Origin of the sequence: Paenibacillus sediminis (genome assembly GCF_017873765.1) — a bacterium.
In the GTDB taxonomy this organism is placed as follows: Bacteria; Bacillota; Bacilli; order Paenibacillales; family Paenibacillaceae; genus Paenibacillus_AG; species Paenibacillus_AG sediminis.
Genome location: NZ_JAGGKP010000003.1, coordinates 192,994 through 209,620, shown reverse-complemented (window position 1 = coordinate 209,620; position 16,627 = coordinate 192,994). Strand labels below are relative to the sequence as shown.

Annotated in this window: 12 protein-coding genes; 9 read left to right on the top strand and 3 right to left on the bottom strand. The window is 46.2% G+C overall.

From position 1 onward, the window contains the following. The first annotated feature begins 22 nt into the window (after window positions 1-22). Genes tpiA through eno form a run of 3 tightly spaced genes read left to right on the top strand, consistent with a single transcriptional unit; the run spans window position 23 to window position 3,643 of the window. Entirely contained in the window at window positions 23-775 is a 753-nt protein-coding gene (gene tpiA / locus J2Z20_RS09590; RefSeq protein WP_209848784.1) for a triose-phosphate isomerase, read from the top strand. Then, complete coding sequence (gene gpmI / locus J2Z20_RS09585) at window positions 776-2,323, top strand: 2,3-bisphosphoglycerate-independent phosphoglycerate mutase (RefSeq protein ID WP_209848781.1); 1,548 nt, start codon at window positions 776-778, stop codon at window positions 2,321-2,323. Window positions 2,324-2,356: 33 nt separating this feature from the next. Further along, window positions 2,357-3,643, top strand: coding sequence for a phosphopyruvate hydratase (gene eno / locus J2Z20_RS09580; protein WP_209848778.1), 1,287 nt, complete (start codon window positions 2,357-2,359; stop codon window positions 3,641-3,643). A 75-nt stretch (window positions 3,644-3,718) separates the two neighbouring features. Here eno and J2Z20_RS09575 read toward each other — a convergent pair whose 3' ends face one another. From J2Z20_RS09575 to J2Z20_RS09565, 3 genes are read right to left on the bottom strand one after another with little or no spacing between them, the layout of a single operon-like run. Then, window positions 3,719-4,696, bottom strand: coding sequence for an electron transfer flavoprotein subunit alpha/FixB family protein (locus J2Z20_RS09575; RefSeq protein WP_209848775.1), 978 nt, complete (start codon window positions 4,694-4,696; stop codon window positions 3,719-3,721). A gap of 46 nt (window positions 4,697-4,742) precedes the next feature. Beyond that, window positions 4,743-5,510 carry an electron transfer flavoprotein subunit beta/FixA family protein gene (locus J2Z20_RS09570; protein ID WP_209848772.1) on the bottom strand — a complete coding sequence of 256 codons (768 nt, stop codon included), beginning with the start codon at window positions 5,508-5,510 and terminating at the stop codon, window positions 4,743-4,745. 57 nt (window positions 5,511-5,567) lie between these two features. Beyond that, window positions 5,568-6,152 carry a fatty acid metabolism transcriptional regulator FadR gene (locus J2Z20_RS09565; protein WP_209848769.1) on the bottom strand — a complete coding sequence of 195 codons (585 nt, stop codon included), beginning with the start codon at window positions 6,150-6,152 and terminating at the stop codon, window positions 5,568-5,570. Between the two features lie 332 nt (window positions 6,153-6,484). Between J2Z20_RS09565 and J2Z20_RS09560 the strand changes: the two genes are divergently transcribed. The 6 genes from J2Z20_RS09560 to J2Z20_RS09535 all read left to right on the top strand — a co-directional run bounded on the left by J2Z20_RS09560 (window position 6,485) and on the right by J2Z20_RS09535 (window position 16,565). Then, window positions 6,485-8,635, top strand: coding sequence for a (Fe-S)-binding protein (locus J2Z20_RS09560; protein ID WP_209848766.1), 2,151 nt, complete (start codon window positions 6,485-6,487; stop codon window positions 8,633-8,635). A 20-nt stretch (window positions 8,636-8,655) separates the two neighbouring features. Next, complete coding sequence (locus tag J2Z20_RS09555) at window positions 8,656-11,052, top strand: 3-hydroxyacyl-CoA dehydrogenase/enoyl-CoA hydratase family protein (protein WP_209848763.1); 2,397 nt, start codon at window positions 8,656-8,658, stop codon at window positions 11,050-11,052. Window positions 11,053-11,105: 53 nt separating this feature from the next. Next, window positions 11,106-12,290 carry an acetyl-CoA C-acetyltransferase gene (locus tag J2Z20_RS09550; RefSeq protein WP_209848760.1) on the top strand — a complete coding sequence of 395 codons (1,185 nt, stop codon included), beginning with the start codon at window positions 11,106-11,108 and terminating at the stop codon, window positions 12,288-12,290. A gap of 56 nt (window positions 12,291-12,346) precedes the next feature. Next, complete coding sequence (locus J2Z20_RS09545; RefSeq protein WP_209848757.1) at window positions 12,347-14,128, top strand: acyl-CoA dehydrogenase family protein; 1,782 nt, start codon at window positions 12,347-12,349, stop codon at window positions 14,126-14,128. A 77-nt stretch (window positions 14,129-14,205) separates the two neighbouring features. Further along, entirely contained in the window at window positions 14,206-15,891 is a 1,686-nt protein-coding gene (locus J2Z20_RS09540; RefSeq protein WP_209848754.1) for a long-chain-fatty-acid--CoA ligase, read from the top strand. A 260-nt stretch (window positions 15,892-16,151) separates the two neighbouring features. Then, window positions 16,152-16,565, top strand: coding sequence for a PaaI family thioesterase (locus J2Z20_RS09535; RefSeq protein WP_209848753.1), 414 nt, complete (start codon window positions 16,152-16,154; stop codon window positions 16,563-16,565). Window positions 16,566-16,627: the final 62 nt, after the last annotated feature.

The following is a 16,627-nucleotide window of genomic DNA, read 5'->3' as shown; positions in this document are numbered from 1 at the left end:
GGAACCAGAAGGAGTGAACCATGTGAGGGCGCCAATTATAGCTGGTAACTGGAAAATGTTCAAGACTGTTTCTGAAGCGAAAGCATTCATTGAAGAGATTAAGGGTAAAGTGGAGATAGAAGGTGTAGAATGCGTTATATGTGCACCTTTTACGCATTTGCATGCTCTTGTCGATGCTGTACAAGGAACGAGAATTAAAATCGGTGCGCAGAACATGCACTGTGAAGATTGCGGAGCCTACACAGGTGAAATTAGCGGCGTGATGTTAAAAGATATAGGGATCGATTACGTCATTGTCGGTCACTCAGAGCGACGTGCATATTTTGCCGAGTCGGATGACATCGTGAATAAAAAAGTGCACGCTGCATTCCGCAATCAATTAATACCTATCGTCTGCGTAGGAGAGAAACTTGGAGAACGGGAAGCAGGCGATACGAAGAAAGTTATCAAAGTACAAATAGAAGCTGCATTCCAAGGAATATCCGCGGAACAAGCAGAGCAGGTTGTAGTTGCCTATGAGCCGATCTGGGCTATTGGAACAGGTAAAGCTTCGACGCCGCAAGATGCAAACGAAGTTATTGCTTATATCCGTGACCTCTTGAAAGGATTGTATGGCGACCATGTAGCTGGCGCAGTGCGCATTCAATACGGCGGAAGTGTGAAGCCTGAGAATGTTGCAGAATACATGCGACAAAGCGACATAGACGGAGCTCTAGTCGGTGCAGCCAGCCTACATCCTGCTTCTTACATCCAGCTTGTTGAGGGGGCAAAATAAATGAAAGCACCAAAACCAGTAGCATTAATCATCATGGACGGATTTGGTCTTCGTAACACCGCAGAAGGTAATGCTGTTGCTCAAGCGCATAAACCTAACTACGATCGTTACATGAGTATATATCCACACACCACGCTAACCGCTAGCGGTGAAGCTGTGGGACTGCCTGAAGGGCAAATGGGGAACTCCGAAGTGGGTCACCTGAATATCGGCGCAGGACGTATTGTATACCAAGACTTAACACGGATTTCGAAATCGATTCGTGAAGGCGAATTTTTCGACAATGAGACGTTGGTTGCAGCCGTTCGCAATGCCAAAGATAACAATAAGAAGTTGCACCTTTACGGACTAATATCCGATGGGGGTGTGCATAGCCACATCGAACACTTATTTGCGATGCTGGATCTGGCTAAAAAAGAAGGATTATCAGAAGTGTACATTCATGCCTTCTTGGATGGCCGTGACGTTGCTCCAGACAGCGCGAAAGTGTTCATGACTCAGCTTCTAGATAAAATTAAAGAAGTTGGCGTAGGGAAAGTTGCTACCGTTCAAGGCCGTTATTATGCAATGGACCGCGATAAACGGTGGGAGCGTACTGAGAAATCATATCGTGCAATGGTTTATGGCGAAGGTCCTAAGTATAAAGATCCGATGACAGCGATCTTGGAATCCCATGAGAAATCGGTATATGACGAGTTCGTTATGCCGACGGTGATCGTAGATGACAATGATCAGCCTGTTGGGCTTGTCGAGAGCGGAGATTCGGTCATATTCTTGAACTTCCGCCCAGACCGCGCCATTCAGTTGTCTCAAGTATTTACGAACAAAGACTTCAGAGGCTTTGATCGTGGACCTAAGTTCCCAGGCAATCTGCATTTTGTCTGCTTGACTTTGTTCAGTGAATCGGTAGACGGCTATGTTGCCTACAAGCCGAAAGATCTGGATAACACACTCGGTGAAGTTCTCGCTCAGCATGGCAAGAAACAGCTTCGCATTGCTGAGACGGAGAAATATCCGCACGTAACGTTCTTCTTCAGCGGCGGTCGTGATGTTGAGCTTCCAGGTGAGACGCGCATTCTGATCAACTCCCCTAAAGTAGCGACTTATGACTTGAAACCTGAGATGAGCATTTACGAAGTTACAGATGCTTTGCTCAAAGAAATTGAAGCTGATAAACACGATGCTATCATTCTGAACTTCGCTAACCCTGACATGGTAGGCCACTCCGGCAAACTTGAGCCTACAATTAAGGCGGTTGAAGCAACGGATGAATGCGTAGGTAAAGTAGTAGAAGCTGTCCTTGCGAAAGGCGGCGTTGCTCTGATTACAGCAGACCATGGTAATGCAGATATGGTCTTCGATGAAGAAGGACGTCCACATACAGCACATACAACGAACCCAGTGCCTTTCATCGTGACTGATGAAAATGTTACACTGCGTGAAGGTGGCATCTTGGCAGATATTGCACCAACCATCTTGGATTTGATGCAGCTTCCAAAACCTGCTGAAATGACAGGCACATCCATCATTGCAAGCCGCAAGGCTTAACTTACTATTTAATTCAAAGGAGAGTAATCAATCATGACAATTATTTCTGACGTATACGCACGCGAAGTCCTTGACTCCCGCGGTAATCCAACTGTAGAAGTTGAAGTATATTTGGAATCTGGCGCTATTGGCCGCGCTATCGTTCCTTCTGGTGCATCCACAGGTGCGCATGAAGCTGTAGAGCTTCGCGATGGTGATAAATCCCGTTACCTTGGTAAAGGCGTTCTTAAAGCGGTTGAAAATGTAAATGAAATTATTGCTCCAGAAATCATCGGTATGGATGCTCTTGATCAAATCGGTATCGACAAAATGATGATTAAACTAGACGGAACACCTAACAAAGGTAAACTAGGTGCAAACGCAATTCTTGCGGTATCGATGGCAGTAGCTCGCGCAGCAGCTGATGCTTTGGATCTTCCGCTTTATGTATACCTTGGCGGATTTAACGCAAAACAACTTCCTGTTCCAATGATGAACATTGTGAACGGCGGTGCGCATGCAGACAACAACGTAGACGTACAAGAGTTTATGATTCTGCCTGTCGGCGCTCCTAGCTTCAAAGAAGCACTTCGTACAGGTGCGGAAATTTTCCACAACCTGAAAGCTGTACTTAAATCCAAAGGTTTGAACACAGCTGTAGGTGACGAAGGCGGTTTTGCTCCAAACCTTGGTTCTAACGAAGAAGCACTGCAAACGATCGTTGAAGCGATTGAAAAAGCAGGCTACAAACCAGGTGTTGACGTATTCCTCGGTATGGACGTTGCTTCCACTGAGTTCTATAAAGATGGCAAATACCATCTTGAAGGCGAAGGCAAATCATTCACTTCTGCAGAATTCGTTGATTTGCTTGCTTCATGGGTTGATAAATATCCAATCATCACGATCGAAGACGGATGCTCTGAAGATGACTGGGAAGGTTGGAAATTGCTCACTGACAAACTCGGCAGCAAAGTTCAACTCGTGGGTGACGACTTGTTCGTAACGAACACAGAACGTCTTGCTAACGGTATCGAGAAAGGTATCGGTAACTCGATCCTGATCAAAGTGAACCAAATCGGTACACTTACTGAAACATTTGATGCCATCGAAATGGCTAAACGTGCTGGGTACACAGCTGTTGTCTCCCACCGTTCCGGTGAATCCGAAGACAGCACAATCGCAGACATCGCAGTTGCAACAAATGCGGGTCAGATTAAAACAGGTGCACCTTCCCGTACAGACCGTATTGCGAAATACAACCAATTGCTTCGCATCGAAGATCAATTGGGTCAACTTGCTCAATATAACGGCCTGAAATCGTTCTACAACTTGAAAAAATAAGCTGCTCTAACCGAGCGCTAAAAGGCTAGCCAATCTTATAGATTGGCTAGCCTTTTTTAATATCATGCCATGTTATTATACGTTCAACACTTGACGGAACTCTGCTGTCAGCAAAGGAACAACCTCAAATAAATCACCTACGATCCCGTAATCTGCGATCTTGAAGATCGGAGCTTCTGGATCTTTGTTGATAGCGATAATGATACGGGATTGGCTCATGCCGGCTACATGCTGAATCGCTCCGCTAATACCGCAAGCGATGTAAACTTCCGGTGTAACCACTTTACCCGTTTGGCCGATTTGCAGTGAATAGTCGCAGTAGCCTGCGTCACACGCGCCGCGTGAAGCGCCAACTGCACCGTTCAGTACATCTGCAAGCTCTTCAAGCGGCTTGAAGCCATCTGCGCTCTTTACGCCGCGTCCGCCGGAGACAATAATTTTCGCTTCAGACAGATCGATTTTACCCGTTGTTTTCTTCACGACTTCTTTAATAATGGTCCGCAGAGATGGTGCTGGATAAGTCAATGCTGTAACGGATGCGGTACGTCCAGAGTCGGGAGCAGGTGCCTGGATATTGTTCGGACGAACCGTAACAACCCAAGGTGAAGATGTAAAGGAGCGTTTCTCAAAAGCTTTACCTGCATATAGAGGACGAGTGAACACGACATCGCTGCCTGAGCGGCTAATCGCAGTCACGTCCGAGATTTGACCTGCTTGCAGACTCGCTGCAACGAGCGGCGCCAAATCACGGCCGATTGCGGTATGTCCGAACAATACGGCATCCGGTTTCGTTTCGTCAATCGCTTTCTTAACAGCTGCAAAATAGCCTTCAGGATTATATTGGTTTAAGTCTGAATGCTCTATGGTATAAATGCTGTCAGCGCCATAGGCTGCGAGTTCACCAGCGATGGATGAAGCTCCAGAGCCTACTACGAGAGCTAATACTTGGTCGCCTGCTTCGGCACTGGCACGTGCCGCGCTGAGCGTTTCGAATGCCACTTGACGAAGCTTTCCATCACGACTTTCAGCGAATACGAGAAAAGTTCTGCTCATTTAACGTTACCTCCCTGTATATGACTCATAATAAGAACGCTTTCAATTAAAGGACCTTAGCTTCATTACGCAGAAGTCCGACAAGCTCACGCACCTGATCCTGCAGCTCACCTTTAAGAATCTTGCCTGCATTTCTTACAGGAGGGAGTGACAGCTCTACACGCGAAGTTTGGGCTGTAATTTCTGAAGGAGAAATACCCAGATCATCTAGTGTAAGGGTCTGGAGCGGTTTCTTCTTCGCTTTCATAATGCCTTGCAGCGAAGGATACCGCGGTTCATTAAGTCCTTGCTGAGCGGTAAATAGAGCTGGCAGTGTAACGACAGACACTTCAAGATCACCTTCGGCGTCACGATGGACAAGCGCTGTATCTCCGTTAATTTCAAGCTTCGTTACGGAACCTGTATGAGGAATTCCGAGCAGACTCGCAATTCTAATCGCTACTTGACCGCCTCCGTTATCTACGGAGAAGTTGCCGCCGAGAAGCAAGTCAACATTTTGTTTAGACAAATAAGCATGCAGCGCTTTGGATACAGCATATTCATCTTGAGGAATGCGGTCATCGCTGATCAGCACAGCTTCGTCCGCACCCATTGCTAGGGCAGTTCGCAAAGCTTCAACGGAGCGGTCTGGCCCTACCGATATGACCGTAACGGAACCTCCGAGATCATCGCGCAGCTGGATAGCCTGTTCTACTGCATACTCATCGTAAGGATTTATGATGAATTTGACACCATCCTCTACGATAGAGCCGTTTTCAATCGCAATCTTTTCTTCGGTATCAAATGTCTGTTTGAGCAATACATAAATATTCATGAATCTACTCTCCTTTCAAACTTGACCCTGTGATTTAGCCTAAGCTCATAAATCTATTTAAGCTTGAATACCTTGAAGGAAGAAACTAAGCGTCTCATCGACTTGATCTGTGAGCCGGTACTTGCGTCCAGCTATAAGCCAAGAGGTTACGGCTTCGTCCATTGCGCCGAAAATTAAGTTCCGCACCAGCTTGACGTTCATATTGGGACGAAATCGCTTCTCTTCGATGCCCTTATTTAATATATTTTCGATGAGAACAATATATGGTTTAAAAGCATTACCAATTTCTTTGCGCAGCTCCAAATCATTTTGTCTTAGTTCGATCTGGGTGACATATGCAAAATCTATATCTTTCTCAAGCTCTGAATAATGCATTTCACATACCTTACGAAGTGCTTCTTCAGCGTGTGAGGTATTTTCGACACTTTCATTGAATTTGTCGACCCATTCCCCGAGCTTCTCTTGAAAGAGACAGATCAGAATATCCTCCTTTCTTTTAAAGTATAAATAAATCGTTCCGTCGGCTACACCAGCTGCCTTCGCAATCTTGGAAACTTGGGAACGGTGAAACCCATATTCAGCGAACACTTTGAGGGCGCCTTGCAAAATTAGGTGATATTTATCATTTTTTTTACTTGTCATTCAACCACCCCGGTGTTAAAATACAGTTACATCAATGAATGAATACTCATTCAGTTTTTGTAACCTCATCATAATCTACTCACTAAACATTGTCAATTCAGTTCTTAAGAAAAGATCCAAACCTTGCTGTACCTAGTGTTTTCGGAGATATTGGCAAGTCCTCTCGCATATATTTACTCGAAGAAACATTTACACAAAGATCAACCAGTCACTTCTTACGTCGCTATTGTAAGCGCTTCAGATATTGTCGAAAAATGTTAACAATTATCGTAGTTTTCCTTAGTAGACACATCTACTTTCAAAATGGACATGATGAAGGAGTTGATTTTCAGATGGTATGGTCACTTATTACTCTATTATTGTTCCTAGCCGTGACGGGGCTTGCGGTATACGCTTTTGCGAAAGTCGTCTATCACCGCTACCTATATGTGAAGCTAGGGCAGCCGGCAAATCTCTCGAAGGAATTAAAGTCTCGCCTTAGAACCGTCCTTGCCGAAGTACTGGGACAGAAGAAACTGCTGAAAGACCGTAAGAGCGGAATTATGCACGTCGTCATTTTCTATGGATTTATCGTTCTGCAATTCGGCGCGCTGGATCTAATCTGGAAAGGGTTATCGGGTCATCCGATTCCGTTCCCAGGGTATGAGGCATTTGGACTCATACAAGAAATAACCGCCGTGCTTATTCTGTTAGCCATCGGTTATGCAGCCTATAGACGTTATGTGGAGAAGCTTAAACGGCTCAAACGGGGCTGGAAACCGAGTATTGTTATTTTTTTCATTGTTGGACTGATGATCTCTGTATTGTTCAGCCTTGCATTTGAGCGAGTCAGAGACGGGCTTCCGTACTCGGCATTCGCACCTTTTTCTTCTTTGATAGCTGTGCCTTTCAGCGGTATGTCTGAGGGAGCTGCTAACGTCCTTTTTTATGCATTCTGGTGGATGCATCTGCTCATTCTGCTTTCCTTTCTTGTTTATGTTCCGCAATCGAAACATTTCCATCTCATTACTGCACCGATTAACGTGTTACTGAAACGTACCGAGCCTGTAGGCCGCTTGAAGAAGCTTGATTTAGAAAATGAAGAGGCTGAAGAGTTCGGGGTTGGCAAAATTGAAGATTTCACGCAAAAACAAATGATCGATTTCTATGCATGCGTAGAGTGCGGCCGCTGTACGAATGTCTGTCCGGCATCAAGCACCGGCAAGATTCTATCCCCTATGCATATGATTGTTAAACTGAGAGATCACCTTACCGAGAAGGGTGCTGCACTCACATCGAAATCGCCTTGGATGCCTGCTTTTGCATTTGGAACTTCTGGTATTCATACAATGGACAGCAGCGCTGCTGCAAGTTTGCACGGTTGGCATAGTGAAGGCATCACAGATATTGAACCAACAATCAACGCCCAGAAGCATGGTTGGACTTTGACGCAAGATCGCAAAATCGAGGACGTAGAGCTGATTGGCGACGTCATGACTGAGGAAGAAATTTGGGCTTGTACGACTTGCCGCAACTGTGAAGACCAGTGCCCTGTTGATAATGAACACGTGGATAAAATTATTGATCTGCGCCGTCATCTTGTATTGATGCAAGGAAGTATGCCGCAAGAAGGTCAACGCGCAATGCAAAACATTGAACGTCAAGGCAATCCTTGGGGGATTAGCCGTAACGATCGCAGCAAATGGGTACAAGATATTGACCCAGAAGGCGTACTTGGACTTGATGTTCCAACGGTCAAAGAAAATCCGGATTTTGATGTGCTGTTCTTCGTAGGCTCTATGGGCTCTTATGATAACCGCAGCCGTAAAATAACGAAAGCTTTCGTCAGATTGATGAAAGAAGCGGGTGTCAACTTCGCTATTCTTGGCAATGAGGAGAAGAACTCTGGCGATACGCCGCGCCGTCTAGGCAACGAATTCTTGTTCCAACAGCTGTGCCAAGAAAATATTGAGACATTCCGCAAATATAACGTTAAGAAGATCGTGACGGCTTGTCCGCACACCTTCAATACACTGAAAAATGAATATCCAGAGTTTGGGCTCGAGGCCGAAGTGCTTCATCATACGGAGCTGCTCGATCAATTGGTGAAAGAAGGACGCTTATCCCCTAAACATGAGGTTAGCGAACGAATTACGTACCACGACTCCTGCTATTTGGGACGTTACAACAACGTGTATGACCAGCCTCGAGATATACTGCGGTCAATCCCAGGGGTTGAGCTGGTTGAGATGGAGCGCAGCCGTGAGAATGGAATGTGCTGCGGCGCCGGAGGCGGCTTGATGTGGATGGAAGAGGATTCTGGCAAACGTATTAATTTGGCGCGTACCGAACAGGCTTTGGACGTATCACCTACCGTCATTAGCTCCGCATGTCCTTACTGCCTCACGATGCTCGAAGATGGAACGAAATTGAAGGAGGTGGATGAGAGCGTTAAAGCACGGGATATTGCAGAAATATTGGAACTATCCGTATTTGGTCAATAAGAACAGGAGGTTGAACCGCTATGACAAGAACAATTCGTAAAGCTGCTGTCATCGGCTCCGGTGTGATGGGTTCCGCTATTACAGCCCATCTCGCTAACGTGGGTATACCGTGTTTATTACTTGATATTGTACCTGCTGCACTTACGCCGCAGGAAGAAGAAGCAGGCCTGACGCTATCTTCCCCGAAGGTTCGAAATAGACTTGCGCTGAACGCTATCGCGCTGCTGAAGAAAACAAACCCTGCGCCTCTCTATAGCGAGGAATTTGCAGAACGCATCACTCCAGGCAATGTAGAAGATCATTTGAACCTTCTTGCTGATGTGGATTGGATTATTGAGGTTGTCACTGAGCGACTTGAGATTAAGAAGAGCATTCTCTCCAAAATCGAAAGCGTTCGTAAACCAGGCACCATCGTAAGTACGAATACATCTGGTATATCGGTAAATGCCATGTCAGAACACTTGAGCGAAGAGTTTCAGAAACATTTCTTAGGCACTCATTTCTTTAATCCGCCGCGTTATATGAAGCTGCTCGAAGTGATCCCAAGTGAGAAGACCGATTCGGAAGTTGTCAATTTCATGACTGCATTTTGTGAGAAGAATCTCGGCAAAGGGGTCGTGATTGCGAAAGATACGCCGAACTTTATCTCCAACCGTATCGGAACGTACGGCCTGCTCGTTACTCTTCAAGAAATGGTGAACAAAGGTTACACCGTGGAAGAGGTTGACGCAGTAACCGGTCCTGCTATGGGTAGACCGAAAAGCGCTACATTCCGCACGCTTGATTTAGTAGGTATCGACACGTTTGTACATGTTGCGAATAACGTATTCGATAACGTATCTTCCGAGACAGAGAAAGCTGCGTTTGCCGTGCCAGAGGTGCTGAAAGATCTTGTATCTCGCGGCTGGATCGGAGAGAAGGGCGGTCAAGGCTTTTATAAAAAAGTGAAGACTGACCAAGGAAATCAAATTCTCTCACTTAACATTCAAACGATGGAATATGCACCGAGTGCGAAAGTGAAGTCGGCATCGCTCGAAGCGTCGAAAGCAGCAAAAGGCGCTAAAGCGAAACTAAAAGCACTGCTGGCTACTCCAGATCGTTATTCCGAATTATCATGGAATATTTTGAAGCAAGTACTCGTCTACTCGGCTGAGAAGCTCGGCGAAATTGCCGATTCGATTGTCGATATCGACAATGCGATGAAATGGGGCTTTAATTGGGAGTTTGGTCCATTCGAAACGTGGGATTTGATCGGTCTTCGCCGCTCAGTGGAGCGTATGGAAGCTGAAGGCGCGACTGTTCCTTCATGGGTGAAAGACTGGCTCGCAGCGGGTAATGAAAGCTTCTATCAAAATCAAGGCGGCAAGCTGTTCTATTATTCCCGCGGTGAGTATAAAGGTGTAGAAACTCGCCCTGAGATCATCTCGCTTAAGGCGCTTAAAGAGCAGAACAAAATTATACGCTCTAATTCAGGCGCGAATTTAATTGATATTGGCGATGACGTTGCTCTTCTTGAGTTTACGTCACCGAACAATGCGATTGGCGCAGATATTCTAGCCATGATTCAGCAAAGTGCTGATGAAGTGCGCAATAACTACCGTGGACTTGTCATTGCTAACGAAGGCCGCAATTTCTCCGTTGGTGCGAACATCATGCTCATGTTGATGGAAGCGCAAAGCGGCGAGTGGGATGAGCTGAATGACATTATTCACATGTTCCAAACGAGCATGATGAAGCTGAAGAAGTTAGAGAAGCCAGTTGTAGCGGCGCCTCATCGGATGACGCTTGGCGGTGGTGTGGAAGCATGTCTGCCAGCCGATCGCATCTTGTTCTCAGCCGAGACTTATTTCGGTCTCGTAGAAACAGGGGTAGGTCTCATTCCGGCAGGAGGCGGCTGTAAAGAACTCGTTCTTCGCACAAGCCTTGCAAATCCAGATCCAGAGGCTGATTTACAGCCTGCGATCAACAGAATATTCGAAACAATCGCAATGGCAAAAGCATCGACAAGCGGTCATGATACGAAGAGATTAGGCTACATGCGTCCTCAGGACAGCGTCATCATTAATCAAGATTTCCGTATTTATGAAGCCAAACAAGCTGTGCTTGAGATGGACCGTGCAGGGTATACGCCACCGCTCCCATCGAAAGCTCGTGTTGTTGGACGTGATGGCAGAGCCGTTCTAGAACTCGTAACATACACGATGCGGTTAGGCGGTTATATCAGCGAGCATGATCAGAAGATCGCGAATAAACTGGCGAACATCCTGACAGGCGGAGACGTTCCTGCTGGAACGATGGTTACAGAGCAGTATTTGCTTGATCTTGAACGGGAAGCGTTCCTCAGTTTGCTAGGGGAACAAAAGACGCAGGAGCGTATGCAATATATGCTTGCCAAAGGTAAGCCGCTTCGCAATTAGAACAGAAGCATTTCTTTTCACTTTTCGTCTATAAACGTAAAGAGGTGATTGTCATGAAAGAAGCTGTCATTGTATCTATTGCACGTACGGCTGTAGGGAAAGCGAAGAAAGGCAGTCTTGCGCAAACCCGGGTCGAAGATTTGGGTAAAGCAGTGCTTAGCGCTGTTGTTGATCGGGCTCCAGGCCTTCAGAAGGAAGATATTGAAGATGTAATTCTTGGCTGCGCGATGCCGGAAGGAGAGCAAGGGCTGAACGTAGCCCGCATTATTTCCTTGTATTCAGGATATCCGGTTACCGTACCGGCTATAACGGTGAATCGGTTCTGTTCTTCGGGCCTCCAAGCTATCGCATATGCGGCTGAACGCATTATGCTCGGTCACGCAGACGTCATCGTAGCAGGTGGCATCGAATCAATGAGCCACGTACCGATGACGGGATTTAAGCCAGCTCCGCATCCGCGCATTGTGGAGGAAATGCCTGAGGTATACATGGGCATGGGGCATACAGCCGAAGAAGTAGCACGTCGCTTTGGTATAACACGGGCGGATCAGGACGCATTCGCGGCTGAAAGCCATCGCAAAGCCGCTGCAGCGATTGCAGCAGGCAAATTCAAAGATGAAATTGTCCCAGTTGAGACTTCGCTCAAAGGTGTTGATGAGCAAGGCAAAGTATGGGAGAAAAAATTTACGTTCGATACTGATGAAGGTGTTCGTTCGGATACGACGGCGCAAGGACTTGGCAAGCTGAAGCCAGCATTTGCAGTGAAAGGGACTGTTACCGCAGGTAACGCGTCACAAATGAGCGACGGCGCCGCGGCTGTCGTCGTCATGAGCCGTGAGAAAGCTGACGAACTCGGCCTTAAGCCGCTTGCGACATTCCGTTCATTCGCTTTAGCCGGTGTTGAACCGGAAATTATGGGTGTCGGTCCTGTGAAGGCCATTCCGAAGGCGCTTAAGATGGCTGGCATTGAGCAATCGGATGTCAATTTGTTTGAAATCAATGAAGCTTTCGCTTCGCAATGCGTTCAAATTATTCGTGAGCTAGGACTCGACGAACAGAAAGTGAACGTGAACGGCGGGGCGATCGCACTGGGTCATCCGCTTGGATGCACTGGAGCGAAACTTACGGTTAGCTTGATCTCCGAACTAAGAAGACGTGGCGGAGGTCACGGTGTCGTAACCATGTGTATTGGCGGCGGTATGGGTGCAGCAGCGGTGTTCGAAGTGCATGGAGCGTAAGCTCAAGTAGATCTTATATCTTTTCAATTTTTCATAATCGAAAGGAGAATTTACCTATGACAACAGCAGCTAAAAAGGTTATCGGTGGCAGTTTTCTTATTGAAGATATCGATTTGAATGAGGTGCTTACACCGGAAGATTTTACAGATGAGCATCGCATGATTGCACAAACGACGGAGGACTACATCGAAGGAGAAGTCGTTCCTAACGATGAGCATATTGAGAAGCTGAACTATGAACTCACTGTGGAATTGATGCGTAAAGCAGGAGAGCTCGGAATTCTAGGCGCAGATGTTCCCGAGGAATTCGGAGGTCTTGGCCTCGACAAAGTAAGCTCAACTCTCATTAGCGAGAAGTTGGCTAAAGGTTCCTCCTTTGCCTTGTCCATCGGAGCGCATGTTGGTATTGGTACGCTGCCAATCGTCTTCTTCGGTACGCAAGAGCAGAAGCGAAAATATTTGCCAGACCTTGCTACGGGTAAGAGAATCGCAGCTTACTGTCTGACTGAGCCAACATCAGGTTCTGATGCTCTTGGCGCGAAGACAACAGCTAGATTATCCGACGACGGTGAACATTATATTTTGAATGGATCAAAACTATATATTACGAACGCAGGCTTTGCAGATGTCTTCATCGTGTATGCGAAGATTGACGGACAACATTTCAGCGCATTTATTGTGGAGAAGGATATGCCTGGCTTCACATTAGGTCCTGAAGAGAAGAAAATGGGTATTAAAGGTTCCTCCACTCGTCCGCTGTTCTTCGAAGATGTGAAAGTGCCGAAAGAAAATCTGCTCGGTGAAATCGGAAAAGGACACGTCATTGCGTTTAACATTCTGAACATGGGACGTTTCAAATTGGCTGCTGGAACGATCGGCGCGGATAAAGAAGCGGTCTCACTCAGCGCGAAATACGCGAATACACGTAAACAATTTGATCGCCCAATTTCCTCCTTCCCGCTTATGGGTAAAAAATTGGCGGAAATGAACATTCAAACGTTTGTTACAGAAAGTCTTGTATACCGTACTGCTGGACTGCTTGACAATGCGCTTAAAGATATCGATCACACTGCGGAAAGTGCAGGCGTTCATGCGGCGAAAGCCATTGCTGAGTATGCGATTGAATGCTCGATCAATAAAGTATTCGCTTCGGAAGCACTCGACTTTATCGCTGATGAAGGCGTACAAATTCATGGCGGATACGGCTTTATTCAAGAGTACAAAGTTGAACGTATTTACCGTGACTCACGGATCAATCGTATTTTTGAAGGTACGAATGAAATTAACCGCTTGCTCATTCCAGGAACGCTCGTTAAGAAAGCAATGAAGGGTGAACTTCCTCTCCTTCAAAAAGTGCAAGGCTTGCAAGCAGAATTGCTGCAATCTGTCCCTGGACTCACGTTCGATGGAACGCTTGAGCAGGAAGCGCATTTGCTGGATGCAGCGAAGAAAGTGTTCTTGCTCGTTGGCGGTCTAGCAGTACAGAAATATCAAACGAAACTAGAGAACGAGCAAGAAGTGCTCAGCAACTTAGCAGATATCATCATTCAAATTTTTGCAATCGAGAGCGCTCTGGTTCGTACTCGTAAACAAATTCTACGCTCGTCCGAAGATAAAGCGGAAAATATGATTGACATGACGCGTGTATTCACGCAAGAAGCATTTGAACGTATTGATGCTTTGGCGAGAGAGACGCTGACAGTTATCGACTCCGGCGATACACTGCGCATGCAATTGTCCGTACTCAAGAAGATTACGAAGTTCAGTCCAATCGATACCGTAAGTTTGAAACGCAAAATCGCTGCTCGCGTCATTCAAAATGAAAAATATACGGTATAAGAGATAAACGGATTGTCTTCATTCATAAGAATAATATGATTAAAGGCGGAGAAATGAAGGGAAAGGGATGGTTTTGTATGCAAGCAAAGCCTTGGCTGCAGTATTACCCAGAAGAAGTAGCCCCCAATTATGAGTATCCGAATAAAAATTTGGGAAGCTTTCTCGTTGATTCTGCAAACAAATATCCGAACCAGGACGCGCTCTATTTTATGGGGAAGACAATCTCCTATGAACGTTTGCTAGATTTAAGCTATCGAATGGCTAATGCTTTTAAAGAGCTGGGCATTCGAAAAGGGGACCGGGTAGCGATTATGCTGCCCAACTCCCCGCAAGCTGTCATTGCTTTCTACGGGGCACTCCTCATTGGAGCGGTAGTCGTCCAAACCAATCCGCTCTATAAGGAGCGGGAAATTTCGCACCAACTAAGTGATGCAGGAGCTGCCGCTATCGTAACGCTCGATCAATTCTATGAGCGCGTTAATAAGGTGAAGGATCAAACGCAGCTTAAACACATGATCATTACATCGATTAAAGATTACTTGCCATTCCCTAAAAACGTGCTATATCCAATTGTAGCTAAAAAAGAAGGAACGGCTGTTAAAGTAGTCTATGGTGATGGTGTGCATTCATTTACGAAGCTGATTGACAATGCTTCTAATTCACCGATCTGTGAAGAAATAGATGCCGAGAACGATCTTGCTCTGCTGCAATACACTGGCGGGACAACCGGAACTCCGAAAGGCGTGATGTTATCCCACTTGAATTTAATTGCCAACACCATTCAGAGTGCGAAATGGAGTTATAAGGCCGTTGAAGGCAAGGAGCGCTACTTAGCGGCGCTGCCTATTTTTCATGTCTTCGGACTCACAGTCGTGCTCAATCAAGCGATATACCATGCAGCTTCGCTTATTTTGATTCCGAAGTTTGAAGTGAACATGATTTTAGAAACGATCCGGAAAATGAGACCTACCATGTTCCCGGGCGCACCTACCATGTATATTGCACTGATCAATAATCCTAACATTACAAACTATGATCTCTCATCCATTAATGCATGTATTAGCGGGTCGGCGGCTCTTCCTGTAGAGGTTCAGGACCGTTTCGAGGAATTAACCAAAGGACGGCTTATTGAAGGATATGGGTTGACCGAGGCTTCTCCGGTAACGCATGCGAACCCAATTTGGGGACGGCGCAAGATCGGTACGATCGGTATCCCATTCCCAGATACAGACGCGAAAATTGTCGATCCTGAAACGGGTGAGGATGTGCCAATTGGTGAAGTCGGCGAGCTGATTGTTAAAGGTCCTCAGGTTATGAAAGGTTACTGGAACCGTAAAGAGGAGACGTTTAACGAACTTCGGAACGGCTGGTTATTTACGGGGGATATGGCCATGATGGATGAGGAAGGGTACTTCACGATCATGGACCGTAAGAAGGATATGATTATTGCAAGCGGATACAATATTTATCCGCGTGAAATTGAAGAGGTGCTGTTCGAGCATCCAGCGATTAAAGAAGCAGTGGTTGCTGGAGTGAAGGACCCATACCGCGGTGAAACGGTCAAAGCCTATATCGTACTTCGTGATGGCGAACACGTGACAGCCGAGGAATTAGAGAAGTGGTGCCGCGAACGATTAGCTGCCTATAAAATTCCGCGCTTATATGCGTTCCGCGAATCTTTGCCTAAGACAATGGTAGGTAAAGTGCTGCGGCGGCAACTGATTGAAGAGGAAGAAGCCGAGATTCAGAAGAAGAAAGCTTAGTTTGCCCGGGGCGGAAGCAGATGTGAAGTGAGGCTCCGCCCGGCAAACGAAGTTTATAGTTACGAGGTGAAATTTTGCTCCGCAATACACAGGGCGTATGCTTGCGGAGTAAAGTTTTGCTTCGCAAAACTAGGTCCATGAAGTGAGTTTCACTTCGCAAAACTTTGGCTTATGCTTACGAAGTGAGTTTTACTTCGTAAAACTAAGCGTATGCTTACGAAGTGAGTTTTACTTCGTAAAACTTTGAGGAGGACACAACAATGCAAAAACAAGAAAACCAGGAACAATCCCTTGAAAAGCTGATCAAGCTTGCGCAGCCAACCTTCTGGGGGTATTTGGGCTGTAAGATGGAGTCTATGGATGAGAATGGGGTTGTCATTAGTCTGGATGCGAAACAGCACCATTTAAATTTAATGAAAATCGTCCATGGCGGCGTGCTTTCATCCTTAATGGACAATGCGATGGGACTAGCAGTAATGATGCTTAGACCAGGAGAACCAACGGTGACGAGCAATTTGAACATTCACTTCTTAGCTCCTGCTAAGGAAGGCAGACTCATTGTTAAAGGGGAAGTGCTTCATCAGACGAGAAGGTCACTGACGACACAGGCTCGTATTGAGACAAGCGGCGGTGAACTTATTGCCTTAGGCACAGGGTTGTTTCGAATCCTATAAATAAACAATATTGTCTTCCTATTAGAGCTATGATAAAATTAAAATGCTGTTTTTATAGTATA

Excerpts from the sequence above, each read along its gene's own strand:
- gpmI (WP_209848781.1), top strand. The coding sequence starts at position 776 with ATGAAAGCACCAAAACCAGTAGCATTAATCATCATGGACGGATTTGGT.
- eno (WP_209848778.1), top strand. The coding sequence starts at position 2,357 with ATGACAATTATTTCTGACGTATACGCACGCGAAGTCCTTGACTCCCGC.
- J2Z20_RS09575 (WP_209848775.1), bottom strand. The coding sequence starts at position 4,696 with ATGAGCAGAACTTTTCTCGTATTCGCTGAAAGTCGTGATGGAAAGCTT.
- J2Z20_RS09570 (WP_209848772.1), bottom strand. The coding sequence starts at position 5,510 with ATGAATATTTATGTATTGCTCAAACAGACATTTGATACCGAAGAAAAG.
- J2Z20_RS09565 (WP_209848769.1), bottom strand. The coding sequence starts at position 6,152 with ATGACAAGTAAAAAAAATGATAAATATCACCTAATTTTGCAAGGCGCC.
- J2Z20_RS09560 (WP_209848766.1), top strand. The coding sequence starts at position 6,485 with ATGGTATGGTCACTTATTACTCTATTATTGTTCCTAGCCGTGACGGGG.
- J2Z20_RS09555 (WP_209848763.1), top strand. The coding sequence starts at position 8,656 with ATGACAAGAACAATTCGTAAAGCTGCTGTCATCGGCTCCGGTGTGATG.
- J2Z20_RS09550 (WP_209848760.1), top strand. The coding sequence starts at position 11,106 with ATGAAAGAAGCTGTCATTGTATCTATTGCACGTACGGCTGTAGGGAAA.
- J2Z20_RS09545 (WP_209848757.1), top strand. The coding sequence starts at position 12,347 with ATGACAACAGCAGCTAAAAAGGTTATCGGTGGCAGTTTTCTTATTGAA.
- J2Z20_RS09540 (WP_209848754.1), top strand. The coding sequence starts at position 14,206 with ATGCAAGCAAAGCCTTGGCTGCAGTATTACCCAGAAGAAGTAGCCCCC.
- J2Z20_RS09535 (WP_209848753.1), top strand. The coding sequence starts at position 16,152 with ATGCAAAAACAAGAAAACCAGGAACAATCCCTTGAAAAGCTGATCAAG.